Origin of the sequence: Vibrio sp. Y42_MX_L11 (assembly GCF_024181785.1) — a bacterium.
Lineage (GTDB): Bacteria > Pseudomonadota > Gammaproteobacteria > Enterobacterales > Vibrionaceae > Vibrio > Vibrio diabolicus.
The window spans coordinates 54789-72322 of the sequence record NZ_JAMZAP010000009.1; the positions used below are offsets into that span (position 1 = coordinate 54789).

Genomic DNA, 17534 nt, shown 5'->3' on the forward strand with positions numbered 1-17534 from the left:
TTCACTTATTATTGACGAGCTAACCACTCGTTAAGAGCGTCCCGAATATCACGCGACACGTCTTCGATCGCCTGCTCAGCGTTAATGATAACGATAGAAGGATCAGCATGAGCAATCTCCAAATAACGCTCTCGTGTACGTTCAAAGAAGCTGATATCCATCTTCTCGATACGATCGAGCTCACCACGCCCACGCGCACGCTCAAGCCCAACGCGAGGGTCAATATCCATATAGAGAGTGAAAGCAGGTTTAAAATCACCAAGCGTTGTGTCTCGAAGGTTTTTCATTAGCGACGCGTCAATCTGACGGCCACCACCTTGATAAGCCTGCGACGACATATCGTGGCGGTCACCCACCACCCACTGACCGTTCGCCAAAGCTGGTTTGATCACGTTCTCAACCAACTGGACACGTGCAGCATATAGAAGAAGCAACTCCGTCATGTCTTTAAGTTCTTCGCCTTCATGCTCTTCTTTCACCAGAGCGCGCATCTTTTCTGCTAGCGGCGTGCCTCCTGGCTCACGAGTATTTACGATATTTTTAATACCTGCCGCTTTTAGCGTATCTAAAACGGTTTTAATCGCAGTGCTTTTACCCGCGCCTTCTAGGCCTTCAACGACAATAAAGTTTGCTTTCATCATTTGTTCTTTCTTAGTTCTCTTAAATAGGCTCGAACAGCACGATTGTGCTCTGCAAGGGATTTCGAAAATACGTGTCCGCCCTTTCCACTTGCTACGAAATATAAATAGTTGCTGCTTTCTGGATTCAAAGCCGCTTCAATAGAGGCTTCACCTGCCATCGCGATTGGGGTTGGAGGTAAGCCATTGATGGTATAGGTGTTATATGGTGTCGGCGTGCGCAAATCTTTCTTACGAATATTTCCGTCGTAAGCATCACCCATACCATAAATAACCGTCGGATCCGTTTGTAAACGCATGCGTTTGTTCAATCGGTTGATAAACACAGAAGCGACGCGCTCACGCTCAGAGTCAATGGCCGTCTCTTTCTCGATGATAGACGCCAGAATCAAGGCTTCATATTTGTCTTGCAATGGCAGCTTTTCTTGACGAGCTTCCCAGTTAGCATCCAGAATCTTATTGAGTTTTCGATGCGCTCGTTTTAATAACTGGCTTTCACTTGCACCCGCCGTGTAATGGTAGGTTTCTGCTAAAAACAGTCCTTCCAGCTTTTCTCGCTCAATACCCAACTTTGCTGCCATGTCTTTTTCTGAGAGATCGGTTAAGTCATGCTCTAAATAAGGAGCACTTTTCAATTGCTCTACCCACTCAGAAAAGCGGCTGCCTTCAACAAAAGTGATCGCAAACTGGTATTCTTTTCCGGTATTCAGGTGCTCCAATGCTTGCGAAAGCGACATACCAGGCTCTAGTTGATAAGTGCCCGCTCGTACTTGCAACAGTTCTGGATATAAATGAGGTATTAAACGGATGTACTCCGACGTTTCAATTACCTCATCTTCAACTAAGGCGCGCATGACATGATGAAAGCTTGTACCACTTTCTACAGTAAACAGCTGAGGTTGTTCCAATAGAATAGGCTTTTCAACGTATTGTTTAGCCTGTGAAATTATATAAAAAACAGCTGCTGCGCCTATCACTGCGATCAGCACAACAAAAGCCAACAGTTTTTTAATCACGTAGTTAAATTCCCTTGCAGTCGTTGAGTCAATTTTCCTATCGGAAATATAGTCTTAGAGTTAGATGGCACTATGCTGCGAATTGGTGCGACACCTAATATTGAGTTACACATGAAAGCCTCGTCTGCGCTCAGCAAATCTGGAAGTATAAAACGCCCTTCGATGACTTCAATATGACTTACTTTTAGTAACTCAAGCACCTTACGACGCATTACGCCCGCAACGCCAGATAAGGTCAGCTCCGGTGTAAATACTTTATTACCTGTAACCCAAAAAAGGTTGGCCATTGTAGTTTCAATGACATGGTTTTGCACATTTAACGTTATTGCATCTGCAAACTCGGTATCGTCGATTTCAGCCTTGGCGAGAATCTGCTCTAAACGGTTGTTGTGCTTGTGTCCAGCAAGTAAAGGTTGGATCCCGAGACGAGTCTCACAAACGCCCAAATCCACGCCTTTTTCTTGCCAAGAAGAGTAATGAGAAGGAAACGCAAAATTGGAGATCGTCACGATAGGGCCTTCAATCCCATTAGGACTATACCCTCTCCCACCAATACCACGGCTAACGTGAATTTTCATCCCAGCTTGTGCGTCAGATAAAGCCGCTTTGCTTGCCCAATCATGCACAACTTGCCAGTCAGGGGAAGAGATCTTCAATGCGTCAAGGCAGGACTTCATACGCTCAATGTGTTCTTGCCAGTAAACCAACTCTCCGTTTTGGGTCAGGATGGTGGTAAAACCTCCATCACCGTATTGGAATGAGCGATCACCCAGTTCTACATGCGTTTGTGGAACTCCATTTACCCAAAACATACGCGTACCTTCAAATTAGCAGACAACAAATAAAACAAAACGGCTCAATGCTAAGCATCGAGCCGTTAGAATACAAGTTTCGCTTATCTAAATAAGGTTAGATAGTGTTACTCAGCGAACTTTTTGAAGATCAAGGAACCGTTTGTACCACCAAAGCCAAACGAGTTACAGATAGCGTATTCCATACCTTCAACTTTGCGCGCAGTGTGCGGCACAAGGTCGATGTCTAGACCTTCTTCTGGATCATCAAGGTTAATCGTTGGTGGAACGATTTGGTCAACCAAAGACATAACCGTGATAATTGCTTCAACAGAGCCTGCTGCACCTAATAGGTGACCAGTCATAGACTTAGTTGATGATACAAGTACTTGCTTCGCACCTTCTTCACCAAGAGCACGTTTCACGCCCTTGATTTCTGCAACGTCGCCAGCAGGAGTAGATGTACCGTGAGCATTCACATAACCTACTTGGGTGCCTGTGATGTTCGCGTCGCGCATTGCCGCTTCCATCGCAAGTGCACCACCAGAGCCATCTTCGCTTGGAGAAGTCATGTGGTAAGCATCACCAGACATACCAAAACCAACCAGTTCTGCATAAATCTTCGCGCCACGTGCTTTCGCGTGTTCGTACTCTTCAAGCACCATCATGCCAGCACCATCACCTAGAACGAAGCCATCACGGCCTTTATCCCATGGACGAGACGCTTTTTGAGGTTCGTCATTACGAGTAGATAGCGCTTTAGCTGCACCGAAGCCAGCCATACCAAGAGGCGTAGACGCTTTTTCTGCGCCACCAGCAACCATCGCATCTGCATCGCCGTACGCAATCATTCGTGCAGCATGACCGATGTTATGTAGGCCAGTAGTACATGCTGTAGAAATCGCGATATTTGGACCACGAAGACCACGCATGATAGATAGGTTACCTGCAACCATATTTACGATGGTCGAAGGAACAAAAAATGGGCTAACTTTGCGAGGGCCTTTTTCTACTAATGCAGTGTGACCTGTTTCAATCAGATCTAGACCGCCAATGCCTGAGCCGATAGCAACACCAACTCGAGCCGCATTTTCTTCGGTAATTTGTAAGCCAGAGTTATCAAGAGCTTGAATACCCGCTGCAATGCCGTACTGGATGAAAAGATCCATCTTACGAGCATCTTTCTTAGACATGTACTCTGTGCAATCGAAATCTTTAACAAGACCTGCAAAACGAGTTGAGAAGTTCGTAGCATCAAAGTGCTCGATATTCACGATACCACTTTGACCTTCTAGCAGGGCTTTCCAAGATGATTCTACTGTGTTGCCTACCGGTGACAACATACCCATGCCAGTGACAACTACACGACGCTTGGACACGATATAATTCTCCGGGAATTGAATATTTCTATGAGAGGATAGAAGAAGTTAGAAAGAACACAGGCGGTCTAGGAGACCGCCTGGGAGAGCTAATTACTGAGCGCTGTTTACGTAGTCGATTGCAGCTTGAACAGTAGTGATCTTCTCAGCTTCTTCGTCAGGAATCTCAGTGTCGAATTCCTCTTCTAGAGCCATAACTAGTTCTACAGTGTCTAGAGAATCAGCACCTAGATCGTCAACGAAAGAAGCTTCGTTTTTAACTTCTGCTTCGTCTACACCTAGCTGTTCAACAATGATTTTCTTTACGCGTTCTTCGATGTTGCTCATTTTTCTTTTCCTTTACAGATTTCGCCTAATGCGATGATTCCGTAGTTTATTCGAACTATTGAAAGTTGCAAGGGGGTCCTTGCTGGTCAAACCACAAAATTAGCGAATTTAACCGAATTTCAATACATTTTTGACTTAAATCATGCACAAATCTTGCGCATAAGCATGACAAGTTCATGACAGTTAACTGCAACTATAGGCTATTTTTCACAATGTAAAATAGCTTATTTTGCACAAACTGTCGCATTAAACCATGTACATGCCACCATTTACATGCAAAGTTTCACCAGTAATGTACGCTGCTTCAGGAGAAGCAAGGAAAACTACTGCTGATGCAATTTCACGTGGGTCACCTAAACGACCAGCTGGCACGTTCGACAACGTTGCCGCACGTTGCTCATCATTTAGTGCCTTTGTCATGTCAGTTTCGATGAAACCAGGGGCAACAGTGTTCACTGTTACACCACGAGACGCAACTTCACGAGCCATTGATTTAGTAAAACCAATCACGCCCGCTTTCGCTGCTGCGTAGTTAGTTTGACCTGCGTTACCCATGGTACCAACAACAGAGCCTACGTTGATGATACGACCCGCACGTTTTTTCATCATGCCGCGTAAAACCGCTTTAGACATGCGGTAGATAGGCGTTAGGTTGGTATCGATGATGTCGTTCCACTCATCATCTTTCATACGCATCAATAGGTTGTCACGAGTAATACCAGCGTTATTCACCAGAATATCGATCACACCAAATTCTTCGTTGATCGTTTTTAGTGTCGCTTCGATAGACTCGACATCAGTCACGTTCAGTGCCAGACCTTTACCGTTATCACCAAGATACTCGCTGATAGCAGCAGCGCCACTTTCAGAAGTAGCCGTACCGATAACCGTCGCACCGCGCTCTACAAGAAGTTCCGCGATCGCGCGGCCAATACCACGGCTTGCGCCGGTAACTAGCGCGATCTTACCTTCTAGATTCATCATGTTGTGTTTCCTTTTCTTATCGCAAGTTTTATCGCTTGATGGATTACTTCGCCGCGTCTAGCGACGCAACATCATTCACTGCTGCTGCAGTTAGCGTTTTCACGATACGTTTTGTTAGACCTGTTAAAACCTTACCAGGACCAAGCTCAAGAAGCAGTTCTACCCCTTGCTCGTGCATAAGCTCGACTGTTTCAGTCCAGCGAACTGGGCTATGTAGCTGACGAACAAGCGCATCTTTGATTTTTGCAGGATCTGTCTCAGCGACCACATCAACGTTGTTGATAACTGGAAGCTGTGGTGAGTTAAATTCGATAGACTCAAGAGCTACTGCAAGTTTTTCCGCTGCTGGCTTCATAAGCGCACAGTGTGATGGAACTGAAACAGGAAGAGGAAGCGCACGTTTCGCACCAGCTTCTTTACATAGCGCTCCCGCACGCTCTACTGCGTCTTTGCTACCCGCGATAACTACCTGACCAGGCGAGTTAAAGTTTACTGGAGAGACCACTTCACCTTGCGCTGCGTCTTCACACGCTTTTGCAATCGCATCATCAGCCAAACCGATAATCGCGTACATAGCGCCAGTACCTGCTGGTACCGCCTCTTGCATTAGCTTACCGCGTAATTCAACCAGCTTGATTGCTTCTTTAAAGTCAATCACACCCGCACATACAAGTGCTGAGTACTCACCTAGGCTGTGACCGGCTAGGTTTGCTGGTTGCTCTAAACCGAGCTCCTGCCATACACGCCAGATTGCAACAGATGAAGCTAGCAAAGCTGGTTGAGTGCGGAAAGTCTCGTTTAAATCTTCTGCAGGTCCATTTTGAACAAGCGCCCATAGATCGTAACCTAGTGCGTCAGATGCTTCTGCAAATGTTTGTTTTACTACGTCATATTGTTCGCCTAGTTCTGCAAGCATACCTACAGCTTGAGAACCTTGACCTGGAAATACGATAGCAAACTTGCTCATGTTGTTTTCCTTTAAGCAAAGTAAAAAGAAATAAGATGCAACAAGTGCACCTTAAATTTTGAATTCTCGTGAAACTTAGAACTTCACCAGAGCAGAGCCCCAAGTGAAACCGCCACCAAACGCCTCTAGCAATAAATTCTGCCCACGTTTAATGCGACCATCGCGCACAGCTTCATCCAGCGCAGACGGTACTGTCGCCGCAGAAGTGTTCCCGTGTCGGTCTAATGTCACTACGACTTGGTCTAAAGACATTGAAAGCTTTTTCGCTGTTGCCGAAATAATTCGATAGTTCGCTTGATGCGGTACTAGCCAGTCTAGTTCAGACTTATGCATGTTGTTGGCTTCAAGCGTATCTTTAACGAGTTTAGACAGTTGAGTTACCGCAACTTTGAATACTTCGTTACCTGCCATATGAAGCCATTTGTCAGCATCTTGACCACGCTCAGGTACAGGTAGGCTTAGTAGCTCACCGAATTGACCATCCGAGTATATGTGGGTAGAAATAATACCTGGCTCTTGGCTAGCGCCTACGACAACGGCTCCAGCACCATCACCAAATAGGATAATGGTTGAACGGTCTGTCGGATCACACGTTTTAGACAAAGCATCTGAACCAATAACAAGTACGTTTTTACACATACCCGATTTAATATGTTGGTCTGCAACAGATAATGCGTACACAAAACCAGAACAAGCAGCGGCTAAGTCAAAAGCTGGACAACCTTTAATGCCAAGCTTTGCCTGCACCTGACACGCAGATGAAGGGAAAGTATGGCTACTGCTCGTTGTGGCTACGATAATCAGGTCGATATCGTTTTTATCAATACCCGCCATATCGATAGCGTTTTCAGCTGCGTAGAATGCCATGTCCGCTACAGTCTCATTTTCTGCAGCAATTCGACGCTCTTTAATACCCGTGCGAGCAACGATCCACTCATCACTTGTATCTACCATTTTCTCTAGATCTGCGTTTGTACGCACCTGAGATGGCAGGTAGCTGCCAGTACCTAAAATTTTGCTATACATGAAGACTAATAATGCCTCTCGAGTAAAACCGCTTCCAAACGATCGCTAATACGGCTTGGTACTTGTCGTTTGACCTCGTGTACTGCCTCGCCAAGTGCATTGACAATCGCAGATACATCCGCACTTCCATGGCTTTTTATGACAATGCCGCGCAATCCTAGCAAACTTGCGCCGTTATACTGGTCGGGGTTCAGTGTTTTTAGTTCATTAAATAGCCGAGAAAACAACTTTCTAGCAATCCAACCCTTTATCGTTGACGCCATCATACTGGTTTTAATTTTTTCGATAAAAAGTTGAGCTGTTCCCTCACTGGCTTTTAAGCATACGTTGCCGACAAACCCATCACATACAATGACGTCTGCAACATCATGCAAAATTTGATTACCTTCAATATAACCAACAAAGTTAATCGCGTCGGTCTGAGAAAGCATTTCTGCGCAACGTTTGACTAAATCGTTACCTTTAATCTCTTCTGCGCCAATATTGAGTACAGCAACGCGAGGAGGACAACCTAAGTGTTCTTCTGCTAATGCACTGCCCATTACAGCAAATTGGAATAAACTATCAGCATCGCACGATACATTCGCACCTAGATCTAGCATCCAAGTACGCTTTCCAGTAATCGTCGGTAAAGCTGAAACTAAAGCAGGACGTTCAATACCAGGAAGTAACTTAAGAATGAAACGCGATAGTGCCATTAATGCACCGGTGTTGCCACCACTAACACAAGCATCCGCCTTCTGCTCAGAAACCAAATCGATAGCCATACGCATGGAACTATTTTGGCTATTACGTAGTGCCAATGAAGGTTTTTCTGAGTTCGAGATAACTTTCTCACTATGAAGAATAGTCAAGCGGGAACTGGTCGAGGTACCGAGTTGAGATAATTGAGACGTGATCAGAGATTGATCACCTATAAGAATCACTTTTAGCTCTGGGAAATGAGACAGTGCCTGCACGGCGGCAGGCACTGTTACGCGTGGACCGAAATCCCCGCCCATTGCATCAAGTGCAACGGTAATACTTTGCAAAGGTTCAACCTTACTTGTTGATAACCTTTTGACCACGGTAGTAACCTTCAGCAGTTACGTTGTGGCGTAGGTGAGTTTCACCAGAAGTCGCGTCTACAGATAGAGCAGCTGTAGTTAGCGCATCGTGTGAACGACGCATACCGCGCTTAGAACGAGTTTTACGGTTTTTCTGTACGGCCATTGACCCTACTCCTATACTATTGGGTTAAAAACCTGAAGAAGAATCGGTTACCACACCTATTACTTTTTCAGACTTTTCAAAACGTCGAATGGATTCGGTTTTTCTTCCTCAATTTCTTCAGGAATCTCACCAAAAACCATGTTATTTGAATCAACGCTACAATCCGCTTCATCGTGCATCGCAATTTGAGGTAATGCTAAGATGAACTCGTCTTCAACCAGTTGTATAAGGTCTAATTCACCATATTCATTTAGATCTACCAAATCATAAATTTCTGGTGCTTCCTGTTCTGTTTTCTCACCGTAGTAAGGAGTAGAAAGGAACTCAACTTCGCACTCATGTGCGAATACCTCATTACAACGCTGACACTCTAAATCGACTTCGATGTTAGCTTTACCAGAGATAACAACGAGTCGCTGTTCATCCATCCCAAATGACAATGAGACTTCTGCGTCGCGTTTTACGCCTTCAGTTGTTTCCGCTAAGCGCTTGAAAAGACTAGCTTGGATGATGCCATCGTAATCCAATCGTTTCTGTGCAGCTTTAGCTGGGTCAACCGTTCGCGGTATTTTTACCTTTTGCATAGGGCGCGAATATTATCTTCCAAATCAAAATTAGTCAAAGAAAAAGGCAAAAAAGTTGTACTTTTTTACGCTTAACATACAGAGCATTAGCCAGAATCATTTTTGATCGATTATCCTATTGGAAATGCTCCCACGAATTGTAATTCAAAATGAAAAATTACCAACTGGTTTTAGCCTCAACCTCCCCTTTTCGTAAACAACTGCTTGAAAAGCTTTCACTACCGTTCATTTGTTTATCACCTGATTGCGATGAAACACCGTTTGACCAGGAAACGCCTCTTGAACTGGTGCAAAGATTGGCCCAAGAGAAAGCAACATCTTGCCAGACGGATAAAGCAAGTTTAGTTATCGGCAGTGACCAGGTTTGTGTCATTAATGGTGAAATCGTTGGCAAACCTTTAAATAGAGACAACGCAATAAATCAACTTTTGTCTCAAAGTGGAAAAGTCATCACTTTCTATACTGGTCTTGCGGTACATAACACCGTCACAAACCATACAGAAGTCGGCTTTGATTCTTTCGAAGTACACTTTAGAGATTTGACGCTTGAACAAATCGAGCGCTACGTCGACAGGGAAGAACCTTTTTACTGCGCAGGCAGCTTTAAAAGCGAAGGAATGGGAATTTGTTTGTTTAACAAATTAGTGGGGAAAGACCCGAACACACTTGTCGGACTACCATTGATTGATTTGATTGATATGTTGCATGTTCAAGGACTCGATGTCCTTTGATCAAAATATGATAAAAGGGAGCCACAGGCTCCCTTCTTGCATCCGCGAGGAAAACATGGTTACGCGTTTCTTAAACCCGCCAACACTTTTTCTAGCTTCGGTTCCATCGGTGCGTTGATTTCCATCCACTCATCATTTGATGGGTGTTGGAACTTGATGTTTGCCGCGTGTAGGAACAAACGATCTAAACCAACTTGACCTGTGTAAGCATCAAAGCGGCGGTCACCGTAGCGATCATCCCAAGCGATTGGGTGGCCCGTATATTGTGTATGAACTCGGATTTGGTGAGTTCGACCAGTAATCGGACTCGCTTGAATCAATGTTGCTTGTTCAAACTTTTCCAAAATCTTAAAACGCGTTTCAGACGGCTTACCGTTAGGGTTAACACGAACAATACTGTTCACTTCGTTTTTAAGCAGTGGCGCGTTCACAACCTTACAACTGCTTTTCCATTGTCCCATGACAAGAGCTAAGTAAAACTTCTTCACTGTCTTTTCACGAAACTGGGCTTGCAAGTGACGAAGTGCAGAACGCTTCTTAGCAACCAGCAAGATACCTGAAGTATCACGGTCAATACGATGCACAAGTTCAAGAAAGCGAGCTTGAGGACGCAGAGCTCTAAGCGCTTCAATCGCGCCAAACTTTAAGCCACTGCCACCATGCACAGCGGTACCAGATGGTTTGTTTAGAATCAACATATGATCATCTTCGAAGATGATCATATCTTCCAACTCTGCGACTTTGTTTAGTTTCGTACTTGGCGCGACATCGTCATCTTTTTTCTCGACAGTCACCGGTGGAATACGAACGAGATCGCCTGCTTTTAACTTGTACTCTGCTTTTATACGCTTTTTATTTACACGTACTTCGCCCTTACGCACGATTCGGTAAATCATGCTTTTAGGGATGTCTTTTAATTGGTTGCGCAAAAAATTATCAATGCGCTGACCCGCCATATCTTCGTCAATGTCGACGAACTGGACTTTTGTTCTTATTTCGCTCATGGGCGGTATTGTAAACTCAATTTCGCGCGACTTCACATTATTCTTGTCGTAAAAGAAACACTTGATAGTACAAACTGGTCTAAATTTCGCCAACCTTTTGTTTAAATTATTAAAACTCTCAATCGAGTTCTCAATTTGTTTTCTGTCTTGATCAGTTTACACATCTCAATTGCTTATGAAACAGCCAGTTATAAATTAGAAATTTTGAGTTTAGCGGCAAATTTTCTATCGTTTGCGTGAAAGCAGATTGCTGATAGCCACGCGCACTGCTATAGTTCACAGCTGCTAAGGAAGGTTTGGTTACATTTTATTCATTACCAATCATTTATCCTCAAGCAATGTGAGTAGATCGTTGAAGGTCGAGTGCAGCATTGGCGTGAGACACATCGAATTCAACACTCTTGCCACCCTACTCCTCGCATATTCACGTTGAGTACCTACCGCCCAAATAGCGGGTCACAAGTCTACGTTTCCAACAGAAACCACAAGAGGCTTGTGATGACTGAAGTGCCCGAGAGCATCCCCTTCCAGCCGGGAGGCTGCAAAATACAAGCCATGGGATCAGGCACCGTGAAAGAGCGAAAAAACAGTGGCAAGTCGACAAGAAAGATATAAAAGAAAAGACAACGAGAATTTTCAATGAAAAGAATGTTAATTAACGCAACTCAAAAAGAAGAGTTGCGTGTCGCTCTGGTTGATGGCCAGCGACTTTTCGATCTTGATATCGAGAGTCCAGGTCATGAATCTAAAAAAGCGAATATCTACAAAGGACGTATCACACGTATCGAACCAAGCTTAGAAGCCGCATTTGTTGATTACGGCGCCGAGCGTCACGGTTTCCTCCCTCTCAAAGAAATTGCCCGCGAATATTTCCCTGAAGGTTACACCTACCAAGGTCGTCCAAGCATTAAAGAAGTGCTAACGGAAGGCCAAGAAGTTATCGTTCAAGTGGAAAAAGAAGAACGTGGAAGCAAGGGCGCAGCTCTTACTACTTTCATTTCTCTTGCTGGTAGTTACCTTGTTCTGATGCCTAACAACCCTCGTGCTGGCGGTATTTCTCGCCGAATCGAAGGTGACGAGCGTACTCAACTAAAAGCCGCATTAAGTACTTTGGAACTGCCTCAGGGCATGGGCCTAATTGTACGTACTGCTGGCGTTGGCAAGAGTGCTGAAGAACTTGAGTGGGATTTGAATGTACTACTTAACCACTGGGGTGCAATCAAAGGTGCAGCGGACTCTAACCCTGCTCCATTCTTAATCCACCAAGAAAGTAACGTTATCGTTCGTGCAATCCGTGACTATTTGCGTCGTGATATTGGCGAAATCTTAATTGACAGCAACACCATCTACGAACGTGCAAAAGAGCACATTCAATTGGTGCGCCCTGATTTCCTTAACCGCGTTAAGAAATATGAAGGCGAAGTTCCACTATTCAGCCACTACCAAATCGAAAGCCAAATTGAATCAGCTTTCCAACGTGAAGTGCGTCTGCCATCTGGTGGTTCTATTGTTATTGACCCAACCGAAGCACTAACGTCTATCGATATCAACTCTGCTCGTGCAACCAAGGGCGGCGATATTGAAGAAACAGCTCTAAACACGAACCTAGAAGCAGCCGACGAAATTGCTCGCCAGTTACGTCTACGTGACTTGGGTGGCTTAGTGGTTATCGACTTTATCGATATGACACCGGTTCGCCACCAACGAGAAGTAGAAAACCGTCTACGTGAAGCCGTTCGTCTTGATCGCGCTCGTGTACAAATCGGTCGTATTTCTCGCTTTGGTTTGTTGGAGATGTCACGTCAACGTTTAAGCCCTTCTCTAGCAGAAGCAAGCCACCACATCTGTCCTCGCTGTAGCGGTACTGGAGTCGTTCGCGACAACGAATCTCTAGCACTTTCTGTGCTTCGTTTAATCGAAGAGGAAGCACTGAAAGACAATACAGCGCAAGTTCTCGCAGTTGTACCTGTGCCAATCGCTTCTTACTTGTTGAACGAAAAACGTCGTTCAGTTAACCATATCGAACGCATTCAAGAAGTGAAGATTACGGTTGTTCCAAACTCTGGCATGGAAACGCCGCACTTCGAAGTTATCCGTGTTCGTGAAGGTGAAGAGTTCGATCTGATTTCTTATCTACTTCCTAAAAAACTGGAAGCAATGAAAGAAGCGGAAGGTAAAGAGCCAGCGGAAGTTGACGTAAAACCTAAACGAATCGAAGAACCTGTTCTTAAAGGCTTTGCGGCTCCTTCTCAAACGGCACCTGCACCAGCAGCTAAACCTGCCCCTGAGGCGAAGAAGAAAGAACAGAAAGTTGAACAAGAAGAAAAACCTGGACTGTTCAGCCGTTTGTTTAAAGCACTTGGTAGTTTCCTATTCGGCGGTTCTGAAGAAGTAAAAGAAGAACCGAAACCTCAGGAAGAGAAAAAGCCAAATCGCGATAATCGACGTAACAAACGTGATCGCAATGATCGTCGTCGCAATAACAACCAACGCGATAATCGTGAGAACCGCGACAATCGTGATAACCGTGATAACCGACGTCGTCGTAAGCCTCGTGATGAGCAAGCGAATGAGCAAAACGAAGCTCAACAACAAACCAATAAACAGCAAAACCGCAACCAAAAGCGTAAGCCTAAAGCTCAACAAGCAGACAAAGCCCAAGAGCAAAAAGCAAATGCAAAAGTAGCGGAAAAAGGCCTGCAGCTAGCGGCGGAAGCTCGAACTGAAACAAAACCAGAAGAGAGCAAACCAAAGCAACAAAACGCGAAAGCAGAAAAAGTGAAGGAGCGTCGCCAACGTCGCAAACTGAACAAGTCTGTACGCGTTAAAGACCAAGAAGCGGTTGAGAAGAAAGCAGAAGAAACGGCGGTTAAGACTCAAGAAACGGTTGAAACCAAAGTTGAGAAGCCAACAGAAGCAGCGGTAGAAGCACAACAAGACAACAAGCAAGCAGAGTCTAAGCAACGTCGTAACCGTCGTTCGCCACGTCACCTGCGTGCAAGCGGCCAGCGCCGTCGCCGTGGTCGCGATCGCCGTCCTAACCCGTTCCGCCTGCGTAAAGGTGGTGTAGCTTCTCCTGAGATGGCTATGGGTAAAGTAATGCCACGCTACATTCCGAAACCAGCACCTAAGAAAGAAGAGCAAGTTAAGGAAGAAACAGTAGCAGCAGTACCTACAATGCAAGGTGGTTTTGCTTGTCCAGAGATGGCTATGGGTAAAGTGATTATTCGCCGCGAGCAACCTGTTGTAACAGAAGCGCCAGTTGTTGAATCAAAGATTCAAGAAACAGTTGAAGCGAAAGTGGAAGCTCCTGTAGTAGAAGCACCTGTTGTGGAAGCAGTAATCGCAGAAAAAACTGAATCGGCAGTAGTAGAAACAGCTTCGGTAGAGCCTATCGTTGAAACTCCTGCGACTGAACCGGTTGATGCCATTGTAGAAACGGCACCTGCTGAAGAGCCTGTGGTTGAAGCAGCAAAAGAGATTGCAGCCGAAGCGCCAGTAGCTAAACCAGAGCCTAAAGTCGAAGCCATTAAAGTTGCGGCTAAGCTAAACGCTAGCGCACCGATGACGAAAGCACCTGGCCCTCAAGAGCTACGCGAAATCACTGTTGCAGCAGCACCGTTCAAAACCGAACGTTACCAAGCTAAAGGTGCGGGTAGCCAAGTGGCTAAAAACCGCGCATCGGCAGAGATGACAAAGCCTAACTTTAACTAGGCTAAATCATTACGTTCAACAGCTTAACGGCATAAATAAATTAAAGGCTACCATCTGGTAGCCTTTTTTATCTTCATATTTCCCCAATAAATTGTTCATATAAATACCAATTCGTGATCACATTTGTACGCCATTATTCGTATCATTCTTGAACTTAATCACACTTTTCGGTAGCATGCGCCGACTCAAGTTTTCGACACCATTCTGATGCTGCTCTTTTAATACTACGGTTTACACTGCAATGTTTGATTAGAAATCAACCACTCAGTGGCTTGTGCAAATACGAATATGTGTCGGGTTTAACTCATTGCAAAGAGAACTTAAAAACAAACATGTTCGAATTTCCCCAATTTTCTAAGCACTCCGTAAAAAATGATGTGCTATCAGGCTTAACCGTTGCGCTAGCATTGGTTCCTGAAGCTGTCGCATTTGCGTTCGTCGCAGGCGTAGATCCGATGGTCGGTCTTTACGCTGCATTCATCGTTGGTCTTATTACTTCCATTTTCGGTGGTCGTCCCGGCATGATCTCTGGTGCAACAGGTGCCATGGCAGTCGTAATGGTTTCGCTTGTCGCGACTCACGGTGTCCAGTACCTATTCGCAGCCATCATGCTCGCTGGTATACTTCAAATTGCCGCTGGTATGTTTAAATTGGGTAAGTTCATCCGTATCGTGCCTCACCCTGTGATGATTGGTTTTGTGAACGGTCTGGCTATTGTTATCTTCCTAGCTCAGTTGGGTCAGTTTAAAGCGCCAGATATCAACGGCATGCTTACTTGGCTACCACAAGACCAAATGCTGCTAATGCTTGGTTTGGTTGCGCTAACTATGGCAATCATTCACTTTCTACCAAAAATCACAACAGCTGTACCCTCTTCACTTGTTGCGATCGTAACGGTGACTGCTTTAGTGGTTGGCTTGGATCTGGAAACTCGCACTGTTGTTGACTTCCTGCGTACAATGTCTGGTGATGAAGCTGCAACACTCGCAGGTTCACTACCAACCTTCTCTATTCCTGCGGTACCATTTACACTAGAGACACTACAAATCATTCTTCCATACGCGATCATTCTCGCGGCAATTGGTCTAATTGAATCTCTACTAACGCTGACAGTTTTAGATGAGATGACGAACACTCGTGGTCAATCTAACCGCGAATGTATCGGTCAAGGTATGGCAAACATGACTTGTTCTGTGTTTGGGGCTATGGGTGGTTGTGCAATGATTGGTCAGTCGATGATCAACGTAAACTCAGGTGGTCGCGGTCGTCTATCTGGTATCGTTGCTGCTATCGCTCTATTGATGTTTATCTTATTCGCTTCTTCGCTAATTGAAATGATCCCACTCGCTGCTCTGGTTGGTGTGATGTTCATGGTTGTAATTGGTACATTCGAATGGGCAACATTTAAGCTAGCGCGCCGCGTACCGAAGCAAGACTTCTTCGTTATTGTTCTTGTGACCGTTGTTACTGTTCTTACTGACCTTGCTGTTGCCGTAGCAGTTGGTGTTATCGTTTCTGCATTAATGTTTGCATGGCAACACGCTAAGCACATCTATGCCGACACATGCTTAAACGAGGAAGGTTCAAAAGAGTACAAGATTCACGGTCCTATTTTCTTTGGTTCTGCCGCTAACTTCTTGGAGTTGTTTAACGCGCCTGAAGATCCAAAAGATGTGATTGTCGATTTTGCAGACTCTCGCGTGACTGATCACTCTGCAATTGAAGCGATTGAAACACTAGCAGAGCGTTACAATGCTCAAGGTAAAACGCTGCACCTTCGTCACCTAAGCCCAGATTGTCGTAAACTTTTGGACAAAGCTGGCAGCTTGGTTGAAATCAATGTGAAGGAAGACCCAAGCTACAAAGTGGCAACCGACATTTTAGCGGGTTAATACAAATAAAAAGGGATGGGCTCAGCTCATCCCTTTTCCTATTGTCTTTAAGCCCGGCGATTATAGCTTCTTCAAAATCTCCTCTGATGCCTCTTCGATTAAATCAAGCACCAGTTCAAAGCCATCTTTTCCACCGTAATATGGGTCTGGGACTTCATCGTAATCTGACCCAGAATGACTTAAAAATAACGATACTTTGTGTCGATACTTCAACGGACAAATATCCAATAAATCGGCTAAATTTGCTTTATCTGCGGCTAATATCAGGTCAAACTTTTCAAAGTCATCAATGGTAACTTGACGCGCACGCATTCCTTTAAAAGAGTAACCTCGCTGCTTTCCTGCGGCCATTGCCCTTGAATCCGGTGGGTTTCCTGCGTGGTAGCCAATCGTACCTGCCGAATCAACCTCCACGGCAATACCCAACTCTTGAGCTTTCGCTCTTAACACTGCTTCTCCGGTTGGTGACCGACAAATGTTTCCCATACAAACAACAAGTATTTTCTTCATTTTATTCCCTGAATTATCGGTGGTTTTTCTTCACGATATGTTGGTCTATCATAGCGAGATAAATCAATGAACCCAAATTAGCTTGGGCACAGCACGAAAAGGAATTGAGGAAGTATTATGTCTATCGAAGAAAATAAAGAAGCACGCCATAAGGCTCGCCAACAAAAAGTCAAAGAACAGGTAGACGCAAAAATTGCTGCTGCTCAAGAGGAAAAAGGTCTGCTACTGATCATTACCGGAAATGGTAAAGGTAAATCGACATCAGGGTTCGGTACGATAGCACGCGCAGTGGGTCATGGTTTGAATTGTGCTGTCGCGCAGTTTATTAAAGGTACTTGGGATAATGGTGAGCGCAACCTACTTGAGAAACTCGGCGTTGAATTCCAAGTAATGGCGACCGGCTTTACATGGGAAACTCAAAACAAAGCCGCTGATACCGAAGCAGCGCAAGGCGTATGGCAAGAATGTAAGCGCATGCTCAAAGATGAATCTATCGATGTGGTTCTTTTTGACGAGCTGACGTACATGGTGAGCTACGGCTACATTGATTTAGACGAGGTCGTTGAAGCGCTGAACAACCGCCCTAAAATGCAGTCGGTTGTCATTACTGGTCGTGGCGCTCATCGCACTCTGATTGAAATGGCTGATACCGTTTCTGAAGTGAAGAATGTAAAGCATGCATTTGAGTCAGGCATCAAAGCGCTGAAAGGTGTCGACTGGTAAAGCTCACCAGCAGAATTAAAAAAGGGTTGGCTAATG

General features: G+C 45.0%; 17 protein-coding genes. 4 read left to right on the top strand and 13 right to left on the bottom strand.

The window, feature by feature from the left end:
• Positions 1–8: 8 nt before the first annotated feature.
• The 11 genes from tmk to yceD all read right to left on the bottom strand — a co-directional run bounded on the left by tmk (position 9) and on the right by yceD (position 8924).
• Positions 9–641: a dTMP kinase gene (gene tmk, locus NL643_RS11155; protein ID WP_253644412.1), complete on the bottom strand. Its 633-nt coding sequence runs from the start codon at positions 639–641 to the stop codon at positions 9–11.
• Complete coding sequence (gene mltG, locus NL643_RS11160) at positions 638–1654, bottom strand: endolytic transglycosylase MltG (protein ID WP_170891255.1); 1017 nt, start codon at positions 1652–1654, stop codon at positions 638–640. Before mltG ends, tmk begins: the two co-directional genes overlap by 4 nt.
• Positions 1651–2466: an aminodeoxychorismate lyase gene (gene pabC / locus NL643_RS11165; RefSeq protein ID WP_253644413.1), complete on the bottom strand. Its 816-nt coding sequence runs from the start codon at positions 2464–2466 to the stop codon at positions 1651–1653. Before pabC ends, mltG begins: the two co-directional genes overlap by 4 nt.
• A 107-nt stretch (positions 2467–2573) precedes the next feature.
• Complete coding sequence (gene fabF, locus NL643_RS11170) at positions 2574–3824, bottom strand: beta-ketoacyl-ACP synthase II (protein ID WP_005396984.1); 1251 nt, start codon at positions 3822–3824, stop codon at positions 2574–2576.
• 93 nt (positions 3825–3917) lie between these two features.
• Positions 3918–4151 (bottom strand): acyl carrier protein, encoded by a 234-nt coding sequence (acpP, locus tag NL643_RS11175; protein WP_004406112.1) that lies wholly within the window; start codon positions 4149–4151, stop codon positions 3918–3920.
• 246 nt (positions 4152–4397) lie between these two features.
• Complete coding sequence (fabG, locus tag NL643_RS11180) at positions 4398–5132, bottom strand: 3-oxoacyl-ACP reductase FabG (RefSeq protein ID WP_031780596.1); 735 nt, start codon at positions 5130–5132, stop codon at positions 4398–4400.
• A gap of 46 nt (positions 5133–5178) precedes the next feature.
• A complete protein-coding gene (fabD, locus tag NL643_RS11185; RefSeq protein WP_225462061.1) occupies positions 5179–6102 on the bottom strand; it encodes an ACP S-malonyltransferase in 924 nt (307 codons plus the stop codon).
• Between the two features lie 75 nt (positions 6103–6177).
• Positions 6178–7128, bottom strand: a complete 951-nt coding sequence (locus NL643_RS11190) for a beta-ketoacyl-ACP synthase III (protein ID WP_225462060.1) — start codon at positions 7126–7128, stop codon at positions 6178–6180.
• A gap of 5 nt (positions 7129–7133) precedes the next feature.
• Entirely contained in the window at positions 7134–8159 is a 1026-nt protein-coding gene (gene plsX, locus NL643_RS11195) for a phosphate acyltransferase PlsX (protein ID WP_012841590.1), read from the bottom strand.
• Positions 8160–8169: 10 nt separating this feature from the next.
• Positions 8170–8340, bottom strand: coding sequence for a 50S ribosomal protein L32 (gene rpmF / locus NL643_RS11200; protein WP_005396978.1), 171 nt, complete (start codon positions 8338–8340; stop codon positions 8170–8172).
• A gap of 59 nt (positions 8341–8399) precedes the next feature.
• Complete coding sequence (gene yceD / locus NL643_RS11205) at positions 8400–8924, bottom strand: 23S rRNA accumulation protein YceD (RefSeq protein ID WP_005396977.1); 525 nt, start codon at positions 8922–8924, stop codon at positions 8400–8402.
• 149 nt (positions 8925–9073) lie between these two features.
• Between yceD and NL643_RS11210 the strand changes: the two genes are divergently transcribed.
• A complete protein-coding gene (locus tag NL643_RS11210; RefSeq protein WP_005396976.1) occupies positions 9074–9655 on the top strand; it encodes a nucleoside triphosphate pyrophosphatase in 582 nt (193 codons plus the stop codon).
• A gap of 59 nt (positions 9656–9714) precedes the next feature.
• On the opposite strand, the gene rluC is transcribed toward NL643_RS11210, so the two are convergent.
• A complete protein-coding gene (gene rluC, locus NL643_RS11215; RefSeq protein WP_005396975.1) occupies positions 9715–10659 on the bottom strand; it encodes a 23S rRNA pseudouridine(955/2504/2580) synthase RluC in 945 nt (314 codons plus the stop codon).
• A 639-nt stretch (positions 10660–11298) separates the two neighbouring features.
• Between rluC and rne the strand changes: the two genes are divergently transcribed.
• The gene (gene rne, locus NL643_RS11220; RefSeq protein WP_253644414.1) at positions 11299–14373 is read left to right on the top strand and encodes a ribonuclease E; all 3075 of its coding nucleotides are present in this window, start codon (positions 11299–11301) and stop codon (positions 14371–14373) included.
• 332 nt (positions 14374–14705) lie between these two features.
• Positions 14706–16265, top strand: a complete 1560-nt coding sequence (locus NL643_RS11225; RefSeq protein WP_005380840.1) for a SulP family inorganic anion transporter — start codon at positions 14706–14708, stop codon at positions 16263–16265.
• Positions 16266–16325: 60 nt separating this feature from the next.
• Here the strand turns inward: NL643_RS11225 and NL643_RS11230 are convergent, their stop codons facing one another.
• A complete protein-coding gene (locus NL643_RS11230) occupies positions 16326–16775 on the bottom strand; it encodes a low molecular weight protein-tyrosine-phosphatase (RefSeq protein ID WP_046874419.1) in 450 nt (149 codons plus the stop codon).
• 117 nt (positions 16776–16892) lie between these two features.
• On the opposite strand from NL643_RS11230, the gene cobO reads away from it, so the two are divergent.
• Positions 16893–17498 carry a cob(I)yrinic acid a,c-diamide adenosyltransferase gene (gene cobO, locus NL643_RS11235; protein WP_253644415.1) on the top strand — a complete coding sequence of 202 codons (606 nt, stop codon included), beginning with the start codon at positions 16893–16895 and terminating at the stop codon, positions 17496–17498.
• The last annotated feature ends 36 nt before the right edge of the window (positions 17499–17534 follow it).

What these genes read in the sequence shown, in the direction of transcription:
- tmk (WP_253644412.1), bottom strand. Translation starts at nt 641, where the DNA reads ATGATGAAAGCAAACTTTATTGTCGTTGAAGGCCTAGAAGGCGCGGGT.
- pabC (WP_253644413.1), bottom strand. Translation starts at nt 2,466, where the DNA reads ATGTTTTGGGTAAATGGAGTTCCACAAACGCATGTAGAACTGGGTGAT.
- acpP (WP_004406112.1), bottom strand. Translation starts at nt 4,151, where the DNA reads ATGAGCAACATCGAAGAACGCGTAAAGAAAATCATTGTTGAACAGCTA.
- fabG (WP_031780596.1), bottom strand. Translation starts at nt 5,132, where the DNA reads ATGAATCTAGAAGGTAAGATCGCGCTAGTTACCGGCGCAAGCCGTGGT.
- fabD (WP_225462061.1), bottom strand. Translation starts at nt 6,102, where the DNA reads ATGAGCAAGTTTGCTATCGTATTTCCAGGTCAAGGTTCTCAAGCTGTA.
- NL643_RS11190 (WP_225462060.1), bottom strand. Translation starts at nt 7,128, where the DNA reads ATGTATAGCAAAATTTTAGGTACTGGCAGCTACCTGCCATCTCAGGTG.
- rpmF (WP_005396978.1), bottom strand. Translation starts at nt 8,340, where the DNA reads ATGGCCGTACAGAAAAACCGTAAAACTCGTTCTAAGCGCGGTATGCGT.
- yceD (WP_005396977.1), bottom strand. Translation starts at nt 8,924, where the DNA reads ATGCAAAAGGTAAAAATACCGCGAACGGTTGACCCAGCTAAAGCTGCA.
- NL643_RS11210 (WP_005396976.1), top strand. Translation starts at nt 9,074, where the DNA reads ATGAAAAATTACCAACTGGTTTTAGCCTCAACCTCCCCTTTTCGTAAA.
- rluC (WP_005396975.1), bottom strand. Translation starts at nt 10,659, where the DNA reads ATGAGCGAAATAAGAACAAAAGTCCAGTTCGTCGACATTGACGAAGAT.
- rne (WP_253644414.1), top strand. Translation starts at nt 11,299, where the DNA reads ATGAAAAGAATGTTAATTAACGCAACTCAAAAAGAAGAGTTGCGTGTC.
- NL643_RS11225 (WP_005380840.1), top strand. Translation starts at nt 14,706, where the DNA reads ATGTTCGAATTTCCCCAATTTTCTAAGCACTCCGTAAAAAATGATGTG.
- NL643_RS11230 (WP_046874419.1), bottom strand. Translation starts at nt 16,775, where the DNA reads ATGAAGAAAATACTTGTTGTTTGTATGGGAAACATTTGTCGGTCACCA.
- cobO (WP_253644415.1), top strand. Translation starts at nt 16,893, where the DNA reads ATGTCTATCGAAGAAAATAAAGAAGCACGCCATAAGGCTCGCCAACAA.